Annotated in this window: 16 protein-coding genes and 1 pseudogene; 14 read left to right on the top strand and 3 right to left on the bottom strand. The window is 47.0% G+C overall.

Annotation, left to right across the window (positions count from 1 at the left end; translation table 11 throughout):
* Positions 1-4 precede the first annotated feature (4 nt).
* From rpsA to cysM, 8 genes and pseudogenes are all read left to right on the top strand, one after another.
* Positions 5-1678 (top strand): 30S ribosomal protein S1, encoded by a 1674-nt coding sequence (rpsA, locus tag A2X74_RS01260; RefSeq protein ID WP_215301598.1) that lies wholly within the window; start codon positions 5-7, stop codon positions 1676-1678.
* Between the two features lie 53 nt (positions 1679-1731).
* Positions 1732-2028 (top strand): annotated as a pseudogene (locus A2X74_RS01255) (integration host factor subunit beta); the annotation flags it as partial.
* 108 nt (positions 2029-2136) lie between these two features.
* Positions 2137-3348 carry a lipopolysaccharide assembly protein LapB gene (lapB, locus tag A2X74_RS01250; RefSeq protein ID WP_293627624.1) on the top strand — a complete coding sequence of 404 codons (1212 nt, stop codon included), beginning with the start codon at positions 2137-2139 and terminating at the stop codon, positions 3346-3348.
* Positions 3349-3369: 21 nt separating this feature from the next.
* Positions 3370-4734 (top strand): UDP-glucose/GDP-mannose dehydrogenase family protein, encoded by a 1365-nt coding sequence (locus tag A2X74_RS01245; RefSeq protein ID WP_293627622.1) that lies wholly within the window; start codon positions 3370-3372, stop codon positions 4732-4734.
* Between the two features lie 50 nt (positions 4735-4784).
* Positions 4785-5714 (top strand): D-glycero-beta-D-manno-heptose-7-phosphate kinase, encoded by a 930-nt coding sequence (gene rfaE1 / locus A2X74_RS01240; protein WP_293627620.1) that lies wholly within the window; start codon positions 4785-4787, stop codon positions 5712-5714.
* Complete coding sequence (gene rfaD, locus A2X74_RS01235; protein WP_293627618.1) at positions 5711-6730, top strand: ADP-glyceromanno-heptose 6-epimerase; 1020 nt, start codon at positions 5711-5713, stop codon at positions 6728-6730. The genes rfaE1 and rfaD overlap by 4 nt, the downstream gene beginning before the upstream one ends.
* 97 nt (positions 6731-6827) lie before the next feature.
* Complete coding sequence (locus A2X74_RS01230; protein WP_293627616.1) at positions 6828-7223, top strand: helix-hairpin-helix domain-containing protein; 396 nt, start codon at positions 6828-6830, stop codon at positions 7221-7223.
* A gap of 41 nt (positions 7224-7264) precedes the next feature.
* Positions 7265-8176, top strand: coding sequence for a cysteine synthase CysM (gene cysM, locus A2X74_RS01225; RefSeq protein WP_293627614.1), 912 nt, complete (start codon positions 7265-7267; stop codon positions 8174-8176).
* A gap of 19 nt (positions 8177-8195) precedes the next feature.
* On the opposite strand, the gene mltB is transcribed toward cysM, so the two are convergent.
* A complete protein-coding gene (gene mltB / locus A2X74_RS01220) occupies positions 8196-9464 on the bottom strand; it encodes a lytic murein transglycosylase B (RefSeq protein ID WP_293627612.1) in 1269 nt (422 codons plus the stop codon).
* A gap of 84 nt (positions 9465-9548) precedes the next feature.
* Between mltB and A2X74_RS01215 the strand changes: the two genes are divergently transcribed.
* From A2X74_RS01215 to A2X74_RS01195, 5 genes are read left to right on the top strand one after another with little or no spacing between them, the layout of a single operon-like run.
* A complete protein-coding gene (locus A2X74_RS01215; RefSeq protein WP_293627610.1) occupies positions 9549-10469 on the top strand; it encodes a histone deacetylase family protein in 921 nt (306 codons plus the stop codon).
* 48 nt (positions 10470-10517) lie between these two features.
* Positions 10518-12170, top strand: coding sequence for an acyl-CoA synthetase (locus A2X74_RS01210; RefSeq protein ID WP_293627608.1), 1653 nt, complete (start codon positions 10518-10520; stop codon positions 12168-12170).
* A gap of 58 nt (positions 12171-12228) precedes the next feature.
* Positions 12229-12978: an electron transfer flavoprotein subunit beta/FixA family protein gene (locus tag A2X74_RS01205; RefSeq protein ID WP_293627606.1), complete on the top strand. Its 750-nt coding sequence runs from the start codon at positions 12229-12231 to the stop codon at positions 12976-12978.
* On the top strand, positions 12979-13914 hold the full coding sequence (locus tag A2X74_RS01200; RefSeq protein ID WP_293627604.1) for an electron transfer flavoprotein subunit alpha/FixB family protein: 936 nt from the start codon (positions 12979-12981) through the stop codon (positions 13912-13914).
* 44 nt (positions 13915-13958) lie between these two features.
* Positions 13959-15746, top strand: coding sequence for an acyl-CoA dehydrogenase (locus A2X74_RS01195; RefSeq protein WP_293627602.1), 1788 nt, complete (start codon positions 13959-13961; stop codon positions 15744-15746).
* Positions 15747-15787: 41 nt separating this feature from the next.
* Here A2X74_RS01195 and A2X74_RS01190 read toward each other — a convergent pair whose 3' ends face one another.
* Entirely contained in the window at positions 15788-16234 is a 447-nt protein-coding gene (locus tag A2X74_RS01190) for a hypothetical protein (protein ID WP_215301561.1), read from the bottom strand.
* A gap of 43 nt (positions 16235-16277) precedes the next feature.
* A complete protein-coding gene (locus A2X74_RS01185; protein WP_293627600.1) occupies positions 16278-16802 on the bottom strand; it encodes an META domain-containing protein in 525 nt (174 codons plus the stop codon).
* A gap of 253 nt (positions 16803-17055) precedes the next feature.
* Here A2X74_RS01185 and rpsP point away from each other — a divergent pair, with 253 nt between their 5' ends.
* A complete protein-coding gene (gene rpsP, locus A2X74_RS01180; RefSeq protein WP_011902362.1) occupies positions 17056-17301 on the top strand; it encodes a 30S ribosomal protein S16 in 246 nt (81 codons plus the stop codon).
* The last annotated feature ends 72 nt before the right edge of the window (positions 17302-17373 follow it).

Below are 17373 nucleotides of genomic sequence, written 5' to 3'. Positions count from 1 at the left end.
ATAAATGTCTGAATCATTTGCAGAATTATTTGAAGAATCATTAACCCGATCGAATATGAAGACCGGCCAAGTTATTTCGGCTGAAGTACTTCGCATCGACCATAACTTCGTCGTTGTTAACGCTGGATTGAAATCCGAAGCGTTTATTCCTGTTGAAGAATTCCATAACGACGCTGGCGAGATTGAAGTAGCTCCTGGCGATTTCGTTTCTGTTGCTATTGACGCTCTTGAGAACGGCTATGGCGACACAATCCTTTCCCGTGACAAAGCTAAGCGCTTGGCATCATGGATGAACTTGGAAAAAGCTCTCGAGCAAGCTGAGATCGTTACCGGTACTGTTACTGGTAAGGTTAAAGGCGGCTTGACAGTCATGGTTAACGGTATCCGCGCATTCTTGCCTGGATCACTCGTTGACACACGCCCAATCAAAGACACCAGCCCTTACGAAGGTAAGACGATGGAGTTCAAGGTTATCAAGCTTGACCGTAAGCGTAACAACGTTGTGTTGTCACGTCGTGCAGTTGTTGAAGCTAGCCAAGGTGAAGAGCGCGCTAAGTTGATGTCTAACCTCAAAGAAGGCAGCGTTGTTCAAGGTATCGTTAAGAACATCACTGACTACGGCGCATTCGTGGACCTCGGTGGTATCGATGGCCTCTTGCACATTACCGATTTGGCATGGCGTCGTGTGCGTCACCCAAGCGAGATGTTGACTGTTGGTCAAGAAGTTACCGCTAAGATTTTGAAGTTTGATCAAGAGAAGAACCGTGTTTCACTCGGCGTGAAACAACTTGGTGATGATCCGTGGGTTGGTATCGCTCGTCGTTACCCACCAAACACCCGTTTATTCGGTAAGGTAACTAACCTGACTGACTACGGCGCATTCGTGGAAATCGAATCTGGTATCGAAGGTTTGGTACACGTTTCTGAAATGGACTGGACTAACAAGAACGTTGCTCCAAGCAAAGCTACTGCATTAGGAACCGAAGTTGAAGTCATGGTTCTGGATATTGATGAAGACAAGCGTCGTATTAGCTTGGGCATCAAGCAGTGCAAAGCAAATCCTTGGGAAGAGTTCTCACGTGGCCAACAAAAAGGCGACAAGTTGACTGGCGCAATCAAGTCTATTACTGACTTTGGCGTGTTCATTGGCTTGCCTGGCGGTATCGACGGTTTGGTTCACCTCTCAGACCTTTCATGGAATGAGCCAGGAGAAGAAGCTGTTAAGAAATATAAAAAAGGCGACGAAGTTGAAGCTACTGTATTGGCCATTGATGTTGAGAAAGAGCGTATCTCTCTCGGTATCAAGCAATTGTCTGGTGACCCATTCAATAACTACACATCTGTCAGCGACAAGGGTAGCCTTGTAACTGGTACTGTGAAGGCTGTTGATGCTAAGGGTGCAACTATTCACTTGGCTGATGAAGTTGAAGCTTACTTACGTGCTTCTGAGATCTCAACAGATCGCGTTGAAGATGCACGCAATGTATTGAAAGAAGGCGACACTGTGACTGCCATGATCATTAATATTGATCGTAAGTCACGTGCAATCAATCTTTCAATCAAAGCTAAAGACAGCTCTGACCAACAAGACGCTATGAGCAAGCTCCAAGGTGATGCGCAGTCCGGCACAACCAACTTGGGTGCTTTGTTAAAAGCGAAGTTGGACAATCAAGGCTAAATCAATATCGCCGCTTTCCACTAGGAGAGCGGCGGTTTTTTTATTGATAGATCATGTCAGATCAAGAGCAACAAGCAATTACTCGCTCCGAACTCGTGGAGAGCTTGGCGGAACAATTCCCCCAGCTACTTCCTAGAGATGTGGAGTTGGCAGTAAAAACATTGCTAGACACGATGACTCACGCTTTAGCCGAAGGCAAGCGTATTGAGTTGCGCGGTGTTGGTAGCTTTGTTTTGCATCACCGTCCTGCACGTACTGGTCGCAACCCCAAATCTGGTGAGAAGGTATTGATCCCAGAAAAACGAGTGCCCCATTTCAAGCCTGGTAAAGAATTGCGTGAGCGCGTTGACTACAAGCCTCTAAAGCAAGTGAGCCCTAAAGAGGGTTCTGGTGCCTAGTCAAATAGCGCATATCCAGTGGTCCATTCGGACCATTTTTTTATTTAAGTTCTGCACAGCATGATCCAGATTGCAACCTCTTGGCTACTGTTACTACCAGTCATGTTTGGTATTGGTTGGCTGGCTTCGCGCTGGGATCTGCGTCTTGAGAATCGCATGGATGAGCGTGAGCGTATGCGTCAGCAACGTTCAACCTTTAAAGGTTTAAGTCTCTTATTAAACGAGCAGCCAGATCAGGCGATTGAAACTCTAGTCAAGATTGCTCAGCTCGATCCTGAAACCATTGAACTTCATTTTGCTTTGGGGAATTTATTCCGTCGCCGCGGTGAGACGGAGCGTGCAATTCGAGTACACCAACACTTGGCTAATCGCGATGACTTGAAGCCCCGTGATCGAGATCATGCTGCTTATGAATTAGGTCGAGATTTTCTGCGTGCCGGTTTATTGGATCGAGCCGAAGCATCATTAAATCGTGTGGGTGAGGGTAAGTTTGCCGCTCCCGCAAAAGAAAGTCTGCTCGAGATGTATCAGATCGAGCGAGATTGGAAGAAAGCTATTATTGCTGCCAGCGAGCTTGAGGGCTTACAGGGTAAGTCGCATCACACTGAGATAGCGCAATTTCATTGTGAGTTGGGCCAAGAAGCATTACGCCGTAAGGATTTGCCAGAGGTTGAGCAATCTGTCCAATTGGCATTGCAAGCAGTTCCGCATCATGCTCGTGCACTCATTTTGCAAGGTGATTATTTAATTGCCATGGATCGTCCGGCCCAGGCAATCGAAGTATGGGCAGTGATTGCTAAAACACATCCTGCTTACATGCATTTGCTTGCAGATCGGTGGATGGCGGCACATACTGCGCTAAATAAAGCCGATGAAGGCTTAAGTGCGCTTTGTGAATTGTTAAAGACCCAAGCTTCTGGTGAATTGCTCGATATTGTGCAAAAGCATATGACTCAAATTCGTGGGGCTCAAGCTGCTGAAGTGATGCTGGTTGAGGTGATGCAGCATTCACCAAGCTTGAGTGCGCTTTCTAAGTTGGCTGAGACCCGTTTAGCTTTAGCGGAAAGTAACGGTACACCAGAGCGAGTATCAGATTTACAGGCAACACTCAGTTTATTGAAGCAGCGTACAACCAGTTTGGCCCGCTATACCTGTGGCAATTGTGGTTTCCGTGCGCGGCGTTTTTACTGGCAGTGCCCAGGTTGCAATCATTGGGAGGCATACTCCCCAAGACGCAGTGAAGGAGCCGTTCCTAGCGGCCCTTCAATGTAATCTGAATTACTTGGAGATATCTTGAAAGTCACCATCATCGGCAGCGGTTACGTTGGACTTGTTACTGGCGCTTGCTTAGCGGAGCAGGGCAATAACGTCTTTTGTGTCGACGTTGATCCTAAAAAGATCGAGATCCTCAATTCTGGCGGCGTGCCGATTTATGAGCCAGGCTTAAAAGAGATGATTGAGCGCAATCGCGCTGCTGGCCGTTTGCAGTTTTCTACTGATATTGCCGCTTCTGTTGCCCATGGCGATATTCAATTTATTGCCGTTGGCACCCCTCCTGATGAAGATGGTTCGGCTGACCTTCAATACGTAGTGGCAGCAGCTCGCAATATTGGCCGTCATATGACCACAGCTAAAGTGATTGTCGATAAATCAACTGTACCCGTCGGCACTGCTGATAAGGTTTCTGCTGCGATTACAGAGGAACTTACTAAAAGAGGCCTCTCACCAGAGCTGTGCTCCGTAGTTTCTAACCCGGAGTTCCTCAAAGAGGGGGCGGCTGTAGAAGACTTTATGCGCCCCGATCGCATTGTGATTGGCACACAAAGCACCCCAGCAGGTCTGCGCGCTAAAGAGCAAATGCGCAAACTCTATGCCCCATTTAACCGCCATCATGAGCGCACTTATTACATGGATGTCAAAAGTGCCGAGTTGACTAAATACGCCGCAAATGCGATGTTGGCTACCCGTATCTCTTTTATGAACGAGTTGGCTAATTTGGCAGACTTAGTTGGAGCGGATATTGAAGCAGTGCGCCAAGGTATTGGTTCGGACTCTCGTATTGGTTACGGATTTTTGTATTCCGGTACCGGTTATGGCGGTTCTTGCTTTCCGAAAGACGTCTCCGCCTTATCTAAGACTGCAATTGAGCATGGCCGTGATCTCAAGATCCTCGATGCCGTAGAGGCCGTGAACGAAGCGCAAAAATACATCTTGGTAGAGAAGATTGAAAAACGTTTTGGTGCGGATCTTAAGGGTAAGAAGTTCGCCATGTGGGGATTAGCATTTAAGCCCAATACCGACGACATGCGCGAAGCCCCGAGTCGTGTGATTATTCAAGAGCTGGTTAAGCGCGGAGCCCAGATAGTGGCTCACGATCCAGTAGCGATGCCGGAGACCAAGCATTGTCTTGAGGTGGACTTTAAAGGCAGCCCAGACGGCCTCAAACAAGTGACTTTGGTAGATGACCCCATGACAGCTACCCAAGGTGCTGATGCTCTAGTCATCGTGACTGAGTGGAAAGCCTTCCGTAGCCCCGATTTTGAGCAACTCAAAGCCAATTTGAAGAACCCGATTATCTTTGATGGCCGCAATCTGTACGAGCCACAAGCTATGCAAGAATTAGGCATTGAATACCAAGGTATTGGTCGTCATAATTAATTACCAGCACAAAAGAATCTATTTGAAAGATTAGAGAGATCAGTTACATCGTGGAAAAAGCCAACCGAGAACAATTTTCTAAAGCCTGTTTATTAGTGGTGGGCGATGTCATGCTGGATCGCTATTGGTTTGGCGATACGAATCGGATTTCTCCAGAAGCACCAGTTCCTGTAGTTCAAGTGGGTAAGATTGATGAACGTTTGGGGGGCGCGGCTAACGTAGCCCGTAACGTAGCCGCTCTTGGTGCAAAGACAACCATCTTGGGTGTGATTGGTGATGATGAGCCAGGCCGCCGTGTTTCTGAATTGCTGACATCTAGTCACGTTGATAGTCAGCTTGAGGTTGATGGCAAGGTACCAACAACTGTGAAGCTACGTGTCATCGCAAGGCAACAGCAATTGATTCGTTTGGATTTTGAAGAAGCCCCTAGTGAGGCTGCCCTCGCTCATAAGTTGGAGCGTTATGAGAAGCTAGTCGGTGATGCTGATGTGGTGATTTTGTCTGACTACGGCAAAGGTGCATTGGGACAAGTGGCTTTGATGATCGAGCAGGCTCGTGCTCAGAAGAAGATGATTTTGGTGGACCCTAAGGGTGATGACTACGCTAAGTATCGTGGCGCAACCGTACTGACACCTAATCGTAGTGAGTTGCGTCAGGTAGTTGGTCAATGGACTAGTGAAGAAGATCTCACAAAGAGAGCGCAAGATCTTAGAAAATCATTAAACCTGGAAGCGCTTCTCCTGACTCGCTCTGAAGAGGGTATGAGTTTATTTACTGAGGCTGGTGTGAGTCATGTAAAGGCGCAGGCGCGCGAAGTATTTGATGTGTCTGGCGCAGGTGACACTGTCATTGGTACGCTGGCAGTGGCGCTAGCAGCTGGCTGGCCCCTGGAAAGAGCCATGGCTTTAGCTAACCGAGCTGGTGGTATTGTGGTTGGCAAGCTAGGAACAGCCACCGTTACTTCTGAGGAATTGCAATGACGATTATCGTAACTGGCGCTGCCGGATTTATCGGCGCCAATATTGTTCAAGCGCTCAATGCGCGTGGTGAGAAAAACATTATTGCGGTTGATGATTTACGTCCCGCTGATAAGTATCGTAATTTGGCTGATCTAGACATCATTGATTATCTTGATAAGGATGAGTTTCTAGAAGCATTTAGAAGCGGTCGTTTTGGTAAGGTCAGGGCGGTGTTTCATGAGGGGGCCTGCTCCGATACGATGGAAACTGACGGCATCTTCATGATGGCAAACAACTTCCGCTACACCATGGACCTGCTTGATATCTGTACAGAGCAAAAAGTCCAGCTGCTCTACGCTTCATCTGCCGCTACTTATGGTGGCTCAGATGTTTTTGTTGAAAGTCGCGAGCATGAGAAGCCATTGAATATTTATGGCTACTCTAAATTCTTATTTGATCAAGTGATGCGTAAGCGTTTTGCCGAGAAGGCTAATACAGCACAAGTTGTGGGCTTTCGATATTTCAATGTCTATGGCCCACGTGAATCCCATAAGGGTCGCATGGCTTCAGTAGCCTTTCATCAATACCATCAGTACAAAGCCAACGGTAAGGTAAAGCTCTTTGGCGAATATGGTGGTTATGGCGCCGGTGAACAAAGTCGTGACTTTGTTTCGGTAGAAGATGTGGTGAAAGTGAATTTATATTTCTTGGATCATCCAGAAATCAGTGGCATCTTTAATCTCGGCAGTGGTCGCGCGCAACCATTTAATGATGTTGCTCATGCGGTAGCCAATGCCATGCGCAAAATTGATAAAGCCAATCCTGCTAGCTTGGAAGAGTTGGTCAAAGAAAAAGCGATTGAGTACATTCCATTTCCAGATGCACTCAAAGGCAAGTACCAGTGCTTTACTCAGGCTGACTTAACTAAGCTGCGTGCCGCTGGATACTCTGAGCCCTTCCTCAATGTGGAGCAGGGTGTCAGTCGTTATATTGCCTGGCTATCAGAGAATTCAGATTTCTTGGCAAGTCCACTTTAAGCTTTAAAAAACAGTCAACCGACTGAATCTTCATTCGTTGTAACTGATCCACTTGCACTTCGTGTAAGTGGATTTTTTATTAACCGATGGAGATTAAATGAATCAATTATTAAAGTCTTTGGTATTTTCAGTATTTGTAGCTGTCTCAGGATTGGCTGCTGCTTCACCAGTCAACGTCAACACTGCAACCCAGTCCGAATTGGAAAGTATTAAAGGTATTGGGCCGTCTAAAGCGAAAACCATTATTGCTGAACGTTTGGATGGTGGGCATTTTCAGGATGCCAATGACCTGCAAAAGCGCGTGCGTGGCATTGGTATGAAATCAGTTGAAAAGATGGTGGATAACGGCTTAACCATAGAGGCGCCCAGTTCATTTCGTGAACCGCATGGTAGAACCAATAAAGAGGGCTCCAAGGCTAGCAGACGTGGCTCGCGCGGTCAAAGTGGCTCTCGCCATAATCAGGATCGTGCGGAAGCAAATCGCCGAAATTAAACCCTTTTACGTCTAGCCTAGCTTATGGCTAAAATGGTTTCATGAGCACACCTTCTTACTTAACTATTTCGCAGACCGTGGGTAATACGCCCTTGGTTCGTTTGCAACGTATTCCTGGCGCTGAAAACGATACTAAAAATAATCTGATCTTAGGAAAGTTAGAGGGTAATAATCCAGCGGGGTCGGTTAAAGACCGGCCTGCGCTGTCGATGATCTTACGCGCTCAAGAGCGTGGTGAAATTAAACCAGGCGACACTCTGATTGAAGCTACCAGTGGCAACACTGGCATTGCGTTGGCGATGACTGCTGCGATGTTGGGCTACAAGATGGTTTTGGTGATGCCTGAAAATCAAAGCATTGAACGCCGCCAAAGTATGGCTGCTTACGGTGCAGAGTTAATCCTGACAGCAGCATCTGGCGGTATGGAATTTGCCCGAGACTATGCATTGCAATTGCAAAAAGAGGGGCGCGGTAGATTGCTTGATCAGTTCGCGAACCCAGATAACCCTCGTGCTCATATCGAGACCACTGGTCCCGAAATCTGGCGTGATACCGATGGTCAGATTACCCACTTCATTTCAGCGATGGGTACCACCGGAACAATTACCGGAGTCTCCACTTATCTCAAGTCCATGAATCCCGCTATTCAGATTATTGGTGCGCAGCCGGAAGAGGGTTCACAGATTCCAGGTATTCGTAAATGGGCTCCAGAGTATCTGCCAAAGATTTATCAGGGTGATAAAGTTGATCGCATTGAGTATGTGACCCAAGCGGATGCTGAAGAAATGGCTCGTCGCCTTGCTGCTGAAGAGGGTATCTTCTGCGGTATCTCAGCTGGCGGTGCTTTGGTTGTTGCCTTACGCATTGCTCGCCAAGTGGAAAATGCCACGATTGTCTTTATTGTCTGCGACCGTGGCGACCGTTATCTTTCTACTGGCGTTTTCCCAGCGTAATACATTCAGTCTGAGTGCATTAAGCCTGCTTTTGTTTTTTCTTACTGGCAGACTTTTTGGGTTTAGATTTGACCGGTTCTGCTGACTTTGTTTCTGACTTCGCTTTAGTTGTTGAGGTAGGAACTGCACTTTGATTTTTATATCCTAATGCTTCTGCAAACTCAGCAACACTTTGCGCGTAAAAGTAACTGCGGTTGTACTGCACAATCGCCAGAAAATTATTGAGCCCAACTACGTAACGAACCTGATCGCTACCATCTTTATCTGGGTAGGGTAGATCAACAATAAGGGCCTTGCTTTGCGGCTCAACCCCGCCTGACTGAAGGTCACCTTGCTCTTTAGTGAGGATACCTTTTGCGATGAGTTCTTGAACTGAGTACTTCAGTTGAGGCTCCCCATCAGCTAGGGCGCTTGCCTCACTGATTGATCCTTCCTGTAAGGGGAAGTAAATCGGCATGCCAGGTTGCCAGCCATGCTTTCTCATAAAGTTAGCTACGCTAGCAATAGCATCCTTAGGGCTTTGTTTGAGATCAATACGCCCATCTCCATCGCCATCTACTGCAAAGCTGCGAATACTGCTTGGCATGAACTGTGGCAGACCAATCGCACCGGCATAGGAGCTATTCTGATTTAGGCAGGCATTAAACCGTGCCTGATTCAATCCTTGCTTGCTATTGTTGGCAGGCAAGTTGCCACCCCCCTCGGTCCAGCACATCAGGATGAGCTCTTGAAGTTGGTCTTTAAAGAGTTGCTCTCGACTAGCTTTATTGGGTGTATCTGGGTAGCTGAAGGCTAATGTAGAAAGTGCATCCTTGACCCGGAAGTTTCCAGTTTGACGGCCATAAATGGTTTCAATGCCAATAATGGAGACGATGATTTCAGCTGGGACGCCTGATTCTTGCTCAACCTTGCTTAAGAATGCCTGGTTTTGCTCCCAAAAGGCCTTCCCAGCCTTAATGCGAACTGGCTCAATAAAACGCTTGCGATAGGCGACCCAATTCTTTTTAAAGCCACCTGCTGGGGGTAATACCAATTTGCGTATGGAGGGGATCGTTTTAGCATCAGAGAAGCCTGATTCTAGGCTGGCCTGAGGGATTCCCTGGGTTTGGGCAATTTGAGTGATTAATTGATTGAGATTTTGGCTAAAACGGGCTTCTGTTGCGACATCTTCAGACTGGTTTACGATAGTCTCTGTAGGGCTAACTTGCTGGGTGGGAACGCTGGAGCAAGCACCAAGCAGAAGCACTGTGAGGAGTGTTGAAGTGAGGTAGGAGACGCGAAAATTCATGGATAAGAAATTGGGTTTTTGATGTTTTGCTAGGTTTGATTAAATTATAAAAATAATAGTTTTGTTATTTGAGGATTTCTAGTAATGACAACAGGATACATAACTCATCCAGACTTTCTAAAGCATGAGATGGGTAGTCATCATCCCGAGTGCCCAGAGCGCATTCAGGCAATTAATGATCAACTGATTCGCAGTGGTGTAGATCGCTTTCTGCATCATTTAGATGCGCCACTAGCAACTGAAGATCAATTGGAGTTAGTTCACAGCCCAGATCATATTGCCTTTGTTAAAGAGCGTTCGCCTGCAAGCGGTTACTTCATGCTCGATGGTGACACTATTATGAACCCTCATACCTGGAGTGCCGCTCTGCGTGCTGCGGGTGCTGCTATCGCCGGTGTGGACGCCGTAATGAAGGGTGAGGTTGAAAACGTGTTTTGTGCGGTGCGCCCGCCAGGCCACCATGCGGAGCCAACCCGCTCTATGGGATTTTGTGTTTTTGATAATGTTGCCGTAGCAGCACGATATGCGATGGAACAGTATGGTATTGAGCGAGTCGCGATTATTGACTTTGATGTGCACCATGGCAATGGTACTGAAGCTGCTTTTTTTAATGATCCCAATGTGCTGATGTGTAGTTTCTTTCAGCACCCGTTTTACCCCTACAGTGGCTTGGATGGGGCAAACAATATGGTGAATGTTCCGCTTCCTGCATCTACACGTGGTGATGTGGTGCGCTCGATAGTGGAAGAGCAATGGTTGCCTCGTTTACGAGACTTTGAGCCAGAGCTCATCATCATCTCTGCAGGCTTTGATGCTCACCGTGAGGATGATTTAGGGCAGATGGGGTTAGTAGAGGATGATTATGCTTGGATGACTAAGCAGCTTAAGGGGGTTGCAAATCAATATGCCCAAGGTCGCATTGTCAGTTGCCTAGAGGGTGGCTACAACCTGTCTGCTTTAGGCCGTAGCGTGGTTGCGCATGTGAAAGCACTCGCAGATATCTAAGCGGAATTAGAAATTCAGATTAAAAAATGACCAATATTTAAGGCGCATATGGCTAATATTTTTGAGCAAAGTTTAGAGCGAAACTCGGCCAACTTCACTCCGATTACCCCACTATTATTTCTTGAGCGATCAGCCCAGGTTTATCCAGATCGCTTGGCAATCATTCATGGCAAGCTACGCCAGACTTGGAGTCAGACATATGAGCGTTGTCGTCGCCTAGCAAGCGCTCTGCAAAAGCATGGAATTGGCTTGGGCGATACCGTTGCCGTGATGTTGCCCAATACACCCCCAATGGTTGAGGTACATTTCGGAATCCCGATGGCTGGAGCGGTATTAAATGCCCTAAACACACGCCTTGATCCAGAGTCAGTTGCCTTTATGTTGAATCATGGTGAAGCAAAAGTGGTGATGGTGGATCCCGAATTCTCGGGAGTGATGAAAAAAGCTCTTGAAATCGCCAAGAAAGAAAGTGGCCGCGAGTTTTTGGTGGTTGATGTTGAGGAAAAAGAGTTTGATGTTCCTGGTGAGAAGTTAGGCACACTGACTTATGAGAAGCTCTTATCTGAGGGCGACCCCCAGTTTGCATGGAAAGTCCCCGCCGATGAATGGCAAGCTATTTGCCTCAATTACACCTCTGGAACTACCGGCAATCCAAAAGGCGTGGTGTATCACCATCGTGGCGCAGCGATTAATGCTGTCTCAAATATTTTGGATTGGGATATCAATAAGCACCCCATTTATCTCTGGACACTACCCATGTTCCATTGCAATGGTTGGTGCTTCCCATGGACGATAGCGGCTCGTGCAGGTATTAATGTCTGTCTACGTCGCGTTGATGCGCAACATATTTTTGCCGCCATTAAAGAGCACGATGTTACGCATTACTGTGCGGCTCCCATTGTGCATAACCTATTAGTCAATGCTCCCGATGAATTAAAAGAGGGTGTACCTTCTGGTGTGAAGGGTTTAATCGCAGGCGCCGCGCCTCCAGCTTCGATTATTGAAGGTATGGAAAAGCTTGGTTTTGACTTGACGCACGTCTACGGATTAACTGAGGTCTACGGTCCCGCAGCAGTTTGCGTGAAGCAGGATGAGTGGAATGATGTGGATATTGGTGAGAGAGCTCGCCTCAATGCCCGTCAAGGTGTTCGTTATCACATGCAACAAGCAATTGCCGTTCTTGATCCTGAGACCCTTGAGCCCGTCCCTGCTGATGGCGAGACCATGGGCGAGATTATGTTTAAAGGCAATATCGCCATGAAGGGTTACCTCAAGAATGAGAAGGCAACCAAAGAGGCTTTTGAGGGGGGCTGGTTTCATTCTGGTGATTTAGCGGTGATGAACCCTGATGGCTATATCAAGATGAAAGATCGCAGTAAGGACATCATCATTTCTGGTGGTGAAAATATTTCCTCTGTAGAGGTTGAAGATGTTCTCTATCGTCACCCAGCAGTCATTGCTGCCGCAGTAGTTGCTAAGCCTGACGATAAGTGGGGCGAGACGCCTTGCGCCTTTTTGGAGATCAAGCCCGGTATGGAGGTGACGCCCGCCGACATCATCGCCCATTGCAAGCAGCATTTGGCTGGTTTTAAGGTGCCAAGAGCTATTGTGTTCTGTGAGTTACCAAAGACCTCTACCGGCAAGATTCAGAAGTTTGAATTGCGTAAGCAGGCAGGATCCGCTTCAGCAATCGACGTCTAGCTCTAATTGGTACTAGACGGATAAAATAGAAAAGTTACTCAAAAATAGAGAATTCAGCATGAAAATCTTAGTAGCAGTAAAGCGTGTCGTTGATTACAACGTCAAAATTCGGGTGAAATCGGATAACTCTGGTGTCGATTTGGCGAACGTCAAAATGAGTATGAATCCTTTTGATGAGATTGCAGTGGAAGAGGCGGTTCGACTCAAGGAGTCGGGTGTTGCGACTGAGATAGTAGTAGTTTCTGCCGGCCCAACTCAATGCCAGGAAACGTTGCGCACTGCCTTAGCAATTGGCGCAGATCGCGCCATCTTGGTAGAGACTGATGCCGAGCTGCAGCCTTTAGCGGTTGCAAAAATTCTGAAAGCCCTTTCTGAAAAAGAGCAAGCGCAGATTGTAATTTTGGGTAAGCAAGCAATTGATGATGATAGCAATCAGACTGGACAGATGTTGGCTAGCTTGATGGATATTCCGCAAGCAACTTTTGCCTCCAAAGTGGTAGTTGCAGACGGTAAAGCAAGTGTGACTCGCGAGGTAGATGGCGGTTTAGAAACAATCGCGATTACCTTGCCTGCGGTGATTACTACTGACTTGCGTTTAAATGAGCCGCGTTATGTAACTTTGCCAAACATTATGAAGGCGAAGAAGAAGGCTTTGGAAATTGTGAAGCCTGAAGAGCTTGGTGTAGATATTGCTCCACGCCTTAAAACTCTTAAAGTGGAAGAGCCCCCAAAGCGCTCTGCTGGTGTGATGGTGGCTGATGTAGTAGCTTTGGTAGATAAACTTAAAAATGAAGCGAAGGTGATTTAAATGGCCGCACTCGTTATTGCTGAACACGATAATCAATCTTTAAAAGCAGCCACACTCAATGCGGTAGCAGCTGCTTTGCAGTGCTCCCCAGAAGTAGATGTATTGGTGGCTGGTAGTGGCTCAGATGCTGCCGCTTCTGCTGCTGCTCAAATTGCTGGAGTACGTAAAGTGATTCAGGTGGACGCCCCATCTTTAGCAGATCAACTCGCTGAACCTTTAGCGGCGCAGATTCTTTCGATTGCTAATGGCTATAGCCACATCTTGGCTCCAGCAACTGCCAATGGTAAGAATGTATTGCCACGGGTAGCTGCAAAGTTAGATGTTGCGCAGTTATCCGATATCACTAAGGTTGTTTCGTCTGATACCTTTGAGCGCCCGATTTATGCCGGTAATGCGATTGCTACTGTGCAATCCACCGACCCCGTCAAAGTGATTACTGTTCGTACAACCGGTTTTGATCCAGTTGCTGCAAGCGGTGGATCTGCTGCAGTGGAAAAGCAAGCGGCTACTGAGGTTTCTGGCAAATCTTCTTTTGTGGGTCGCGAGCTGACTAAGTCGGATCGTCCTGAGCTCACTGCTGCCAAAATTATCGTATCTGGTGGTCGCGGTTTAGGTTCTGGTGAGAAGTATCAAGAGATTGTTGTGCCTTTAGCGGACAAGCTTGGTGCTGCTTTGGGTGCTTCCCGTGCTGCGGTAGATGCCGGTTATGTTCCGAATGACTATCAAGTGGGCCAGACTGGCAAGATTGTTGCTCCACAGTTGTATATCGCAGTAGGTATCTCTGGTGCGATTCAGCATTTAGCAGGTATGAAAGACTCTAAGGTAATCGTAGCAATCAACAAAGATCCTGAAGCGCCGATTTTTAGTGTTGCTGATTACGGCTTAGTTGCGGATTTGAATACCGCTGTACCTGAACTGACTAACTTGCTTGGCTAGGACATCCCTTTAACTATCTTTACATCTAATCCATAGGAATACTTATGCCGTATGTAGCCCCAGTAAAAGACATGCTATTTGTGATGAACGAACTAGCGGGGCTATCTCAGGTTGTTTCATATCCTTCCTATGCTGAGGCTGGAGCTGATGTCGATTTAGCCCCAGCAATCTTGGAGGAGTCTGCCAAATTCAATCAAGATGTTGTAGCACCCCTTAATTGGGCTGGCGATCAAAATCCTAGCTCTTTAAAGGACGGCATCGTTACCACTACCCCTGGCTTTAAAGATGCTTTTGAGCAATTTGCTGCGGCAGGTTGGCAGGGCGTTGTTCATCCTGCAGAGTTTGGCGGTCAGGGCTTACCAAAGCTTATTGCAACAGCTTGTTTTGAGATGGTTCATTCAGCTAGCCTATCGTTTGCTTTATGCCCAATGCTGACCGATGGTGCTATTGAGGCTTTGTTAACTGCAGCAAGCCCTGAGTTGCAAGAGCGCTATGTGCCGAAGATGATTTCTGGAGAGTGGACTGGATCCATGTGTCTCACAGAGCCTCAAGCTGGCTCTGATCTATCAATGGTGCGCGCTCGTGCCGTGCCCCAAGCCGATGGCACATACAAAATTTCTGGCACCAAGATCTATATCACCTATGGTGAGCACGACATGGCAAAGAATATTGTCCATCTCGTATTAGCTAGAACGCCAGATGCGCCAGAAGGCGTGAAGGGTATTTCTTTATTTGTGGTGCCGAAGTTCTTGGTGAATGCAGATGGCTTACTTGGTGAGCGTAATGATGTTCACTGTGTCTCGATTGAGCACAAGCTTGGTATCAAGGCTAGCCCAACTGCAGTTTTACAGTTTGGCGATCATGGTGGCGCAACTGGATATTTAGTAGGCGAAGAAAATCGTGGCCTGGAATACATGTTCGTAATGATGAATGCAGCTCGCTTTGCAGTTGGTATGCAGGGTATTGCGGTTGCAGAGCGTGCATATCAAAAGGCGGTGCAGTATGCAAAAGACCGCGTACAGAGTCGCGATCTAGCCGGCTCTCCAGGTCCTGTAGCAATTATTCATCAACCAGATGTAAAGCGGATGCTGATGACTATGCGCGGCTATATTGAGGCATCTAGAGCCTTAGCGTATTACGCTGCGGCTGCATATGATGCCCAACATGCATCTCCTGATGAAGCCGCTCGCAAGCAGAGTCAAGCGGTTTATGAATTTCTGGTGCCGATTGTGAAAGGCTTCTCAACTGAAATGTCGATTGAGGTAGCTAGCCTCGGTGTGCAAGTGCACGGTGGCATGGGATTCATTGAGGAGACGGGCGCGGCGCAGCACTACCGTGATGCTCGTATTCTGACAATCTATGAGGGCACTACAGCTATTCAGGCAAATGATCTGATTGGTAGAAAAACGGTGCGTGATGGTGGCGCAACTGCAAAACTATTCTCTGAAAAAATTCAGCAAACTGAAAAAGATCTCGCAAGCAGTGGCACCGCAGATGCAAAGGCAGTGCTAAAGCAACTAACCGCCGCACGTATTGCCTTTGAATCTGCTGTTGAGTTTATTGTGGAAAATGCAAAGACAGATGTTAAGGCTGTGTACGCCGGTAGCTTTGCTTACTTACGTTTATGTGGCTTGGTATTAGGTGCCTGGCAAATGGCACGTGCCTTACTGGCTGCGCAGGAGCTGCGCGCGGGTGATCCTAATTTCTATGATGCCAAGATTGCCACTGCACGATTCTTTGCAGAAAATCTATTGCCACAATCTCAAGCTCTAGCAACCTCGATCCTAGAGAGCGGGCATTCCACGAATGCGCTGACAGCGGAGCAGTTTTAAGATTTAAAAAACTGTCACCGCCATTCAAAAAGCTATCCGCGTTACTGGGATAGCTTTCTTGCTTCCTGAAGCTGCGAAATAAAGAATTGCTCAAAGGCAATGGCGAGGAAGGTCATCATGACGCCAGCGCCAAACACTAAAGAAAAGATCACAGTTAATACAACCGGCCAGCCTGATTTAGTGGCTTTGCTCGGATCTATGTTTGGATTAAATTCCGCATCCCACTTTTCATCAGCACGTAAACCATAGGCGATGGTGGTTAGCCAGCTTGCCTCAAAACTAATAAAGCCAAACGTGATGAGAACCCAACCAGGCGCAGAATTAAATTGCGAGTCTTTAAGGATAAGCCAACCAGCAATTCCACCAATAAATGAAAAGAGTTGAGCCCAGCCCCAGAAGGATTTAAGCCCTTGCAAATAAAAACAGTTCAAGCCAGTCCCAGGGAAAAATAATCCGAGTGAGCAGAATAGGAGTTTGTATTTTTTCATTCAGACTTTCAGTGATGAACTTTAATTTCAATAATGAGATATTTTATTTTGTTGAATTGCTTTTTTGTATAAAGCTTAAGACTTGACGATCCGCGCCAATCATCAATAGCTGATCGCCATTGCGCACAATTGAGCGGTAATCATTTAATTCATAGAGAAAGTCATTCTCTAGCTCCATGCGTTGTGGTGTGCAGGCCATCTTTGTAGTTGCTATTTGATCAAGCGTGAAGCCTCTGGCATCTTCAGTAATACGAGCGGTAAATCGATTGCATCCTGTAGATCCACTCACACGTTCACCATTGGCATCAAAGGTGATTTGGATTGGGTTGCTATTCTCACCCTGAGGGATTTGTCTGGCGCGCACCTCGCCTCTGGCATTGGGCGCTAGATTCCAGCGAACTAGCTCCCATTTGGTGTTTCGGAATTCAGTACTGGGCGGGCTAGTTTTGGCGGTGCAGGGTGGAATCACATTGGCGCAAGCGGTCAAAAAACCCAAGCTGAGGCAAGAAAGAATCAGAAAAAAGCGCTTTATAGGGCCTCTGGAGGGTCTAAAAATGGCAGTTTTCATCTCAATATTTCTGTAAGTTATTGTTTTTAATAATTATTTTGGGTTTGATTGCAATCTATTCTACTGTTGAAGCCAAAAGGCTGCCCGCTTAAATAGGTGGATCAAGTAGGGGTTTTCGTCTAGAATGTGAGGTTTTCCGCTATACCGTGCATTTGTTTTGTTAATTTGCTCAGTTAGTTGGAGCCCAAGATTTTGTAGTAATTTCATTGGGTTGTAATCAACCTGTTTTCATTTTAGATTTTAAGGAATAAGTATGGTCGTCATTCGACTGGCACGCGGCGGTTCAAAGAAGCGCCCTTTTTATAGCATCGTGGCTACAGACAAGCGCAATCGTCGCGACTCGAACTTTATCGAGCGTATTGGTTACTTCAATCCACAGGCAGCAGCGACTGAGCAAGCAATGCGTATCGCTCAAGATCGTTTGACCTATTGGACTGGAGTTGGCGCGCAGATCTCTCCAACAGTAGTTCGTTTGATCAAAAACAATCCTGCAGTCTAAAGACTTCACATCCAAAGACTTTTTCTTAGTGATGAAGTCTTTGGTAGCAGAATTTACTGGTAGTGTTATTTG

It is taken from the genome of Polynucleobacter sp. GWA2_45_21 (genome assembly GCF_001830325.1).
GTDB lineage: Bacteria > Pseudomonadota > Gammaproteobacteria > Burkholderiales > Burkholderiaceae > Polynucleobacter.
The sequence above is the reverse complement of the archived record's forward strand: the minus strand, read 5'-3'. Positions and strand labels throughout refer to the sequence as shown.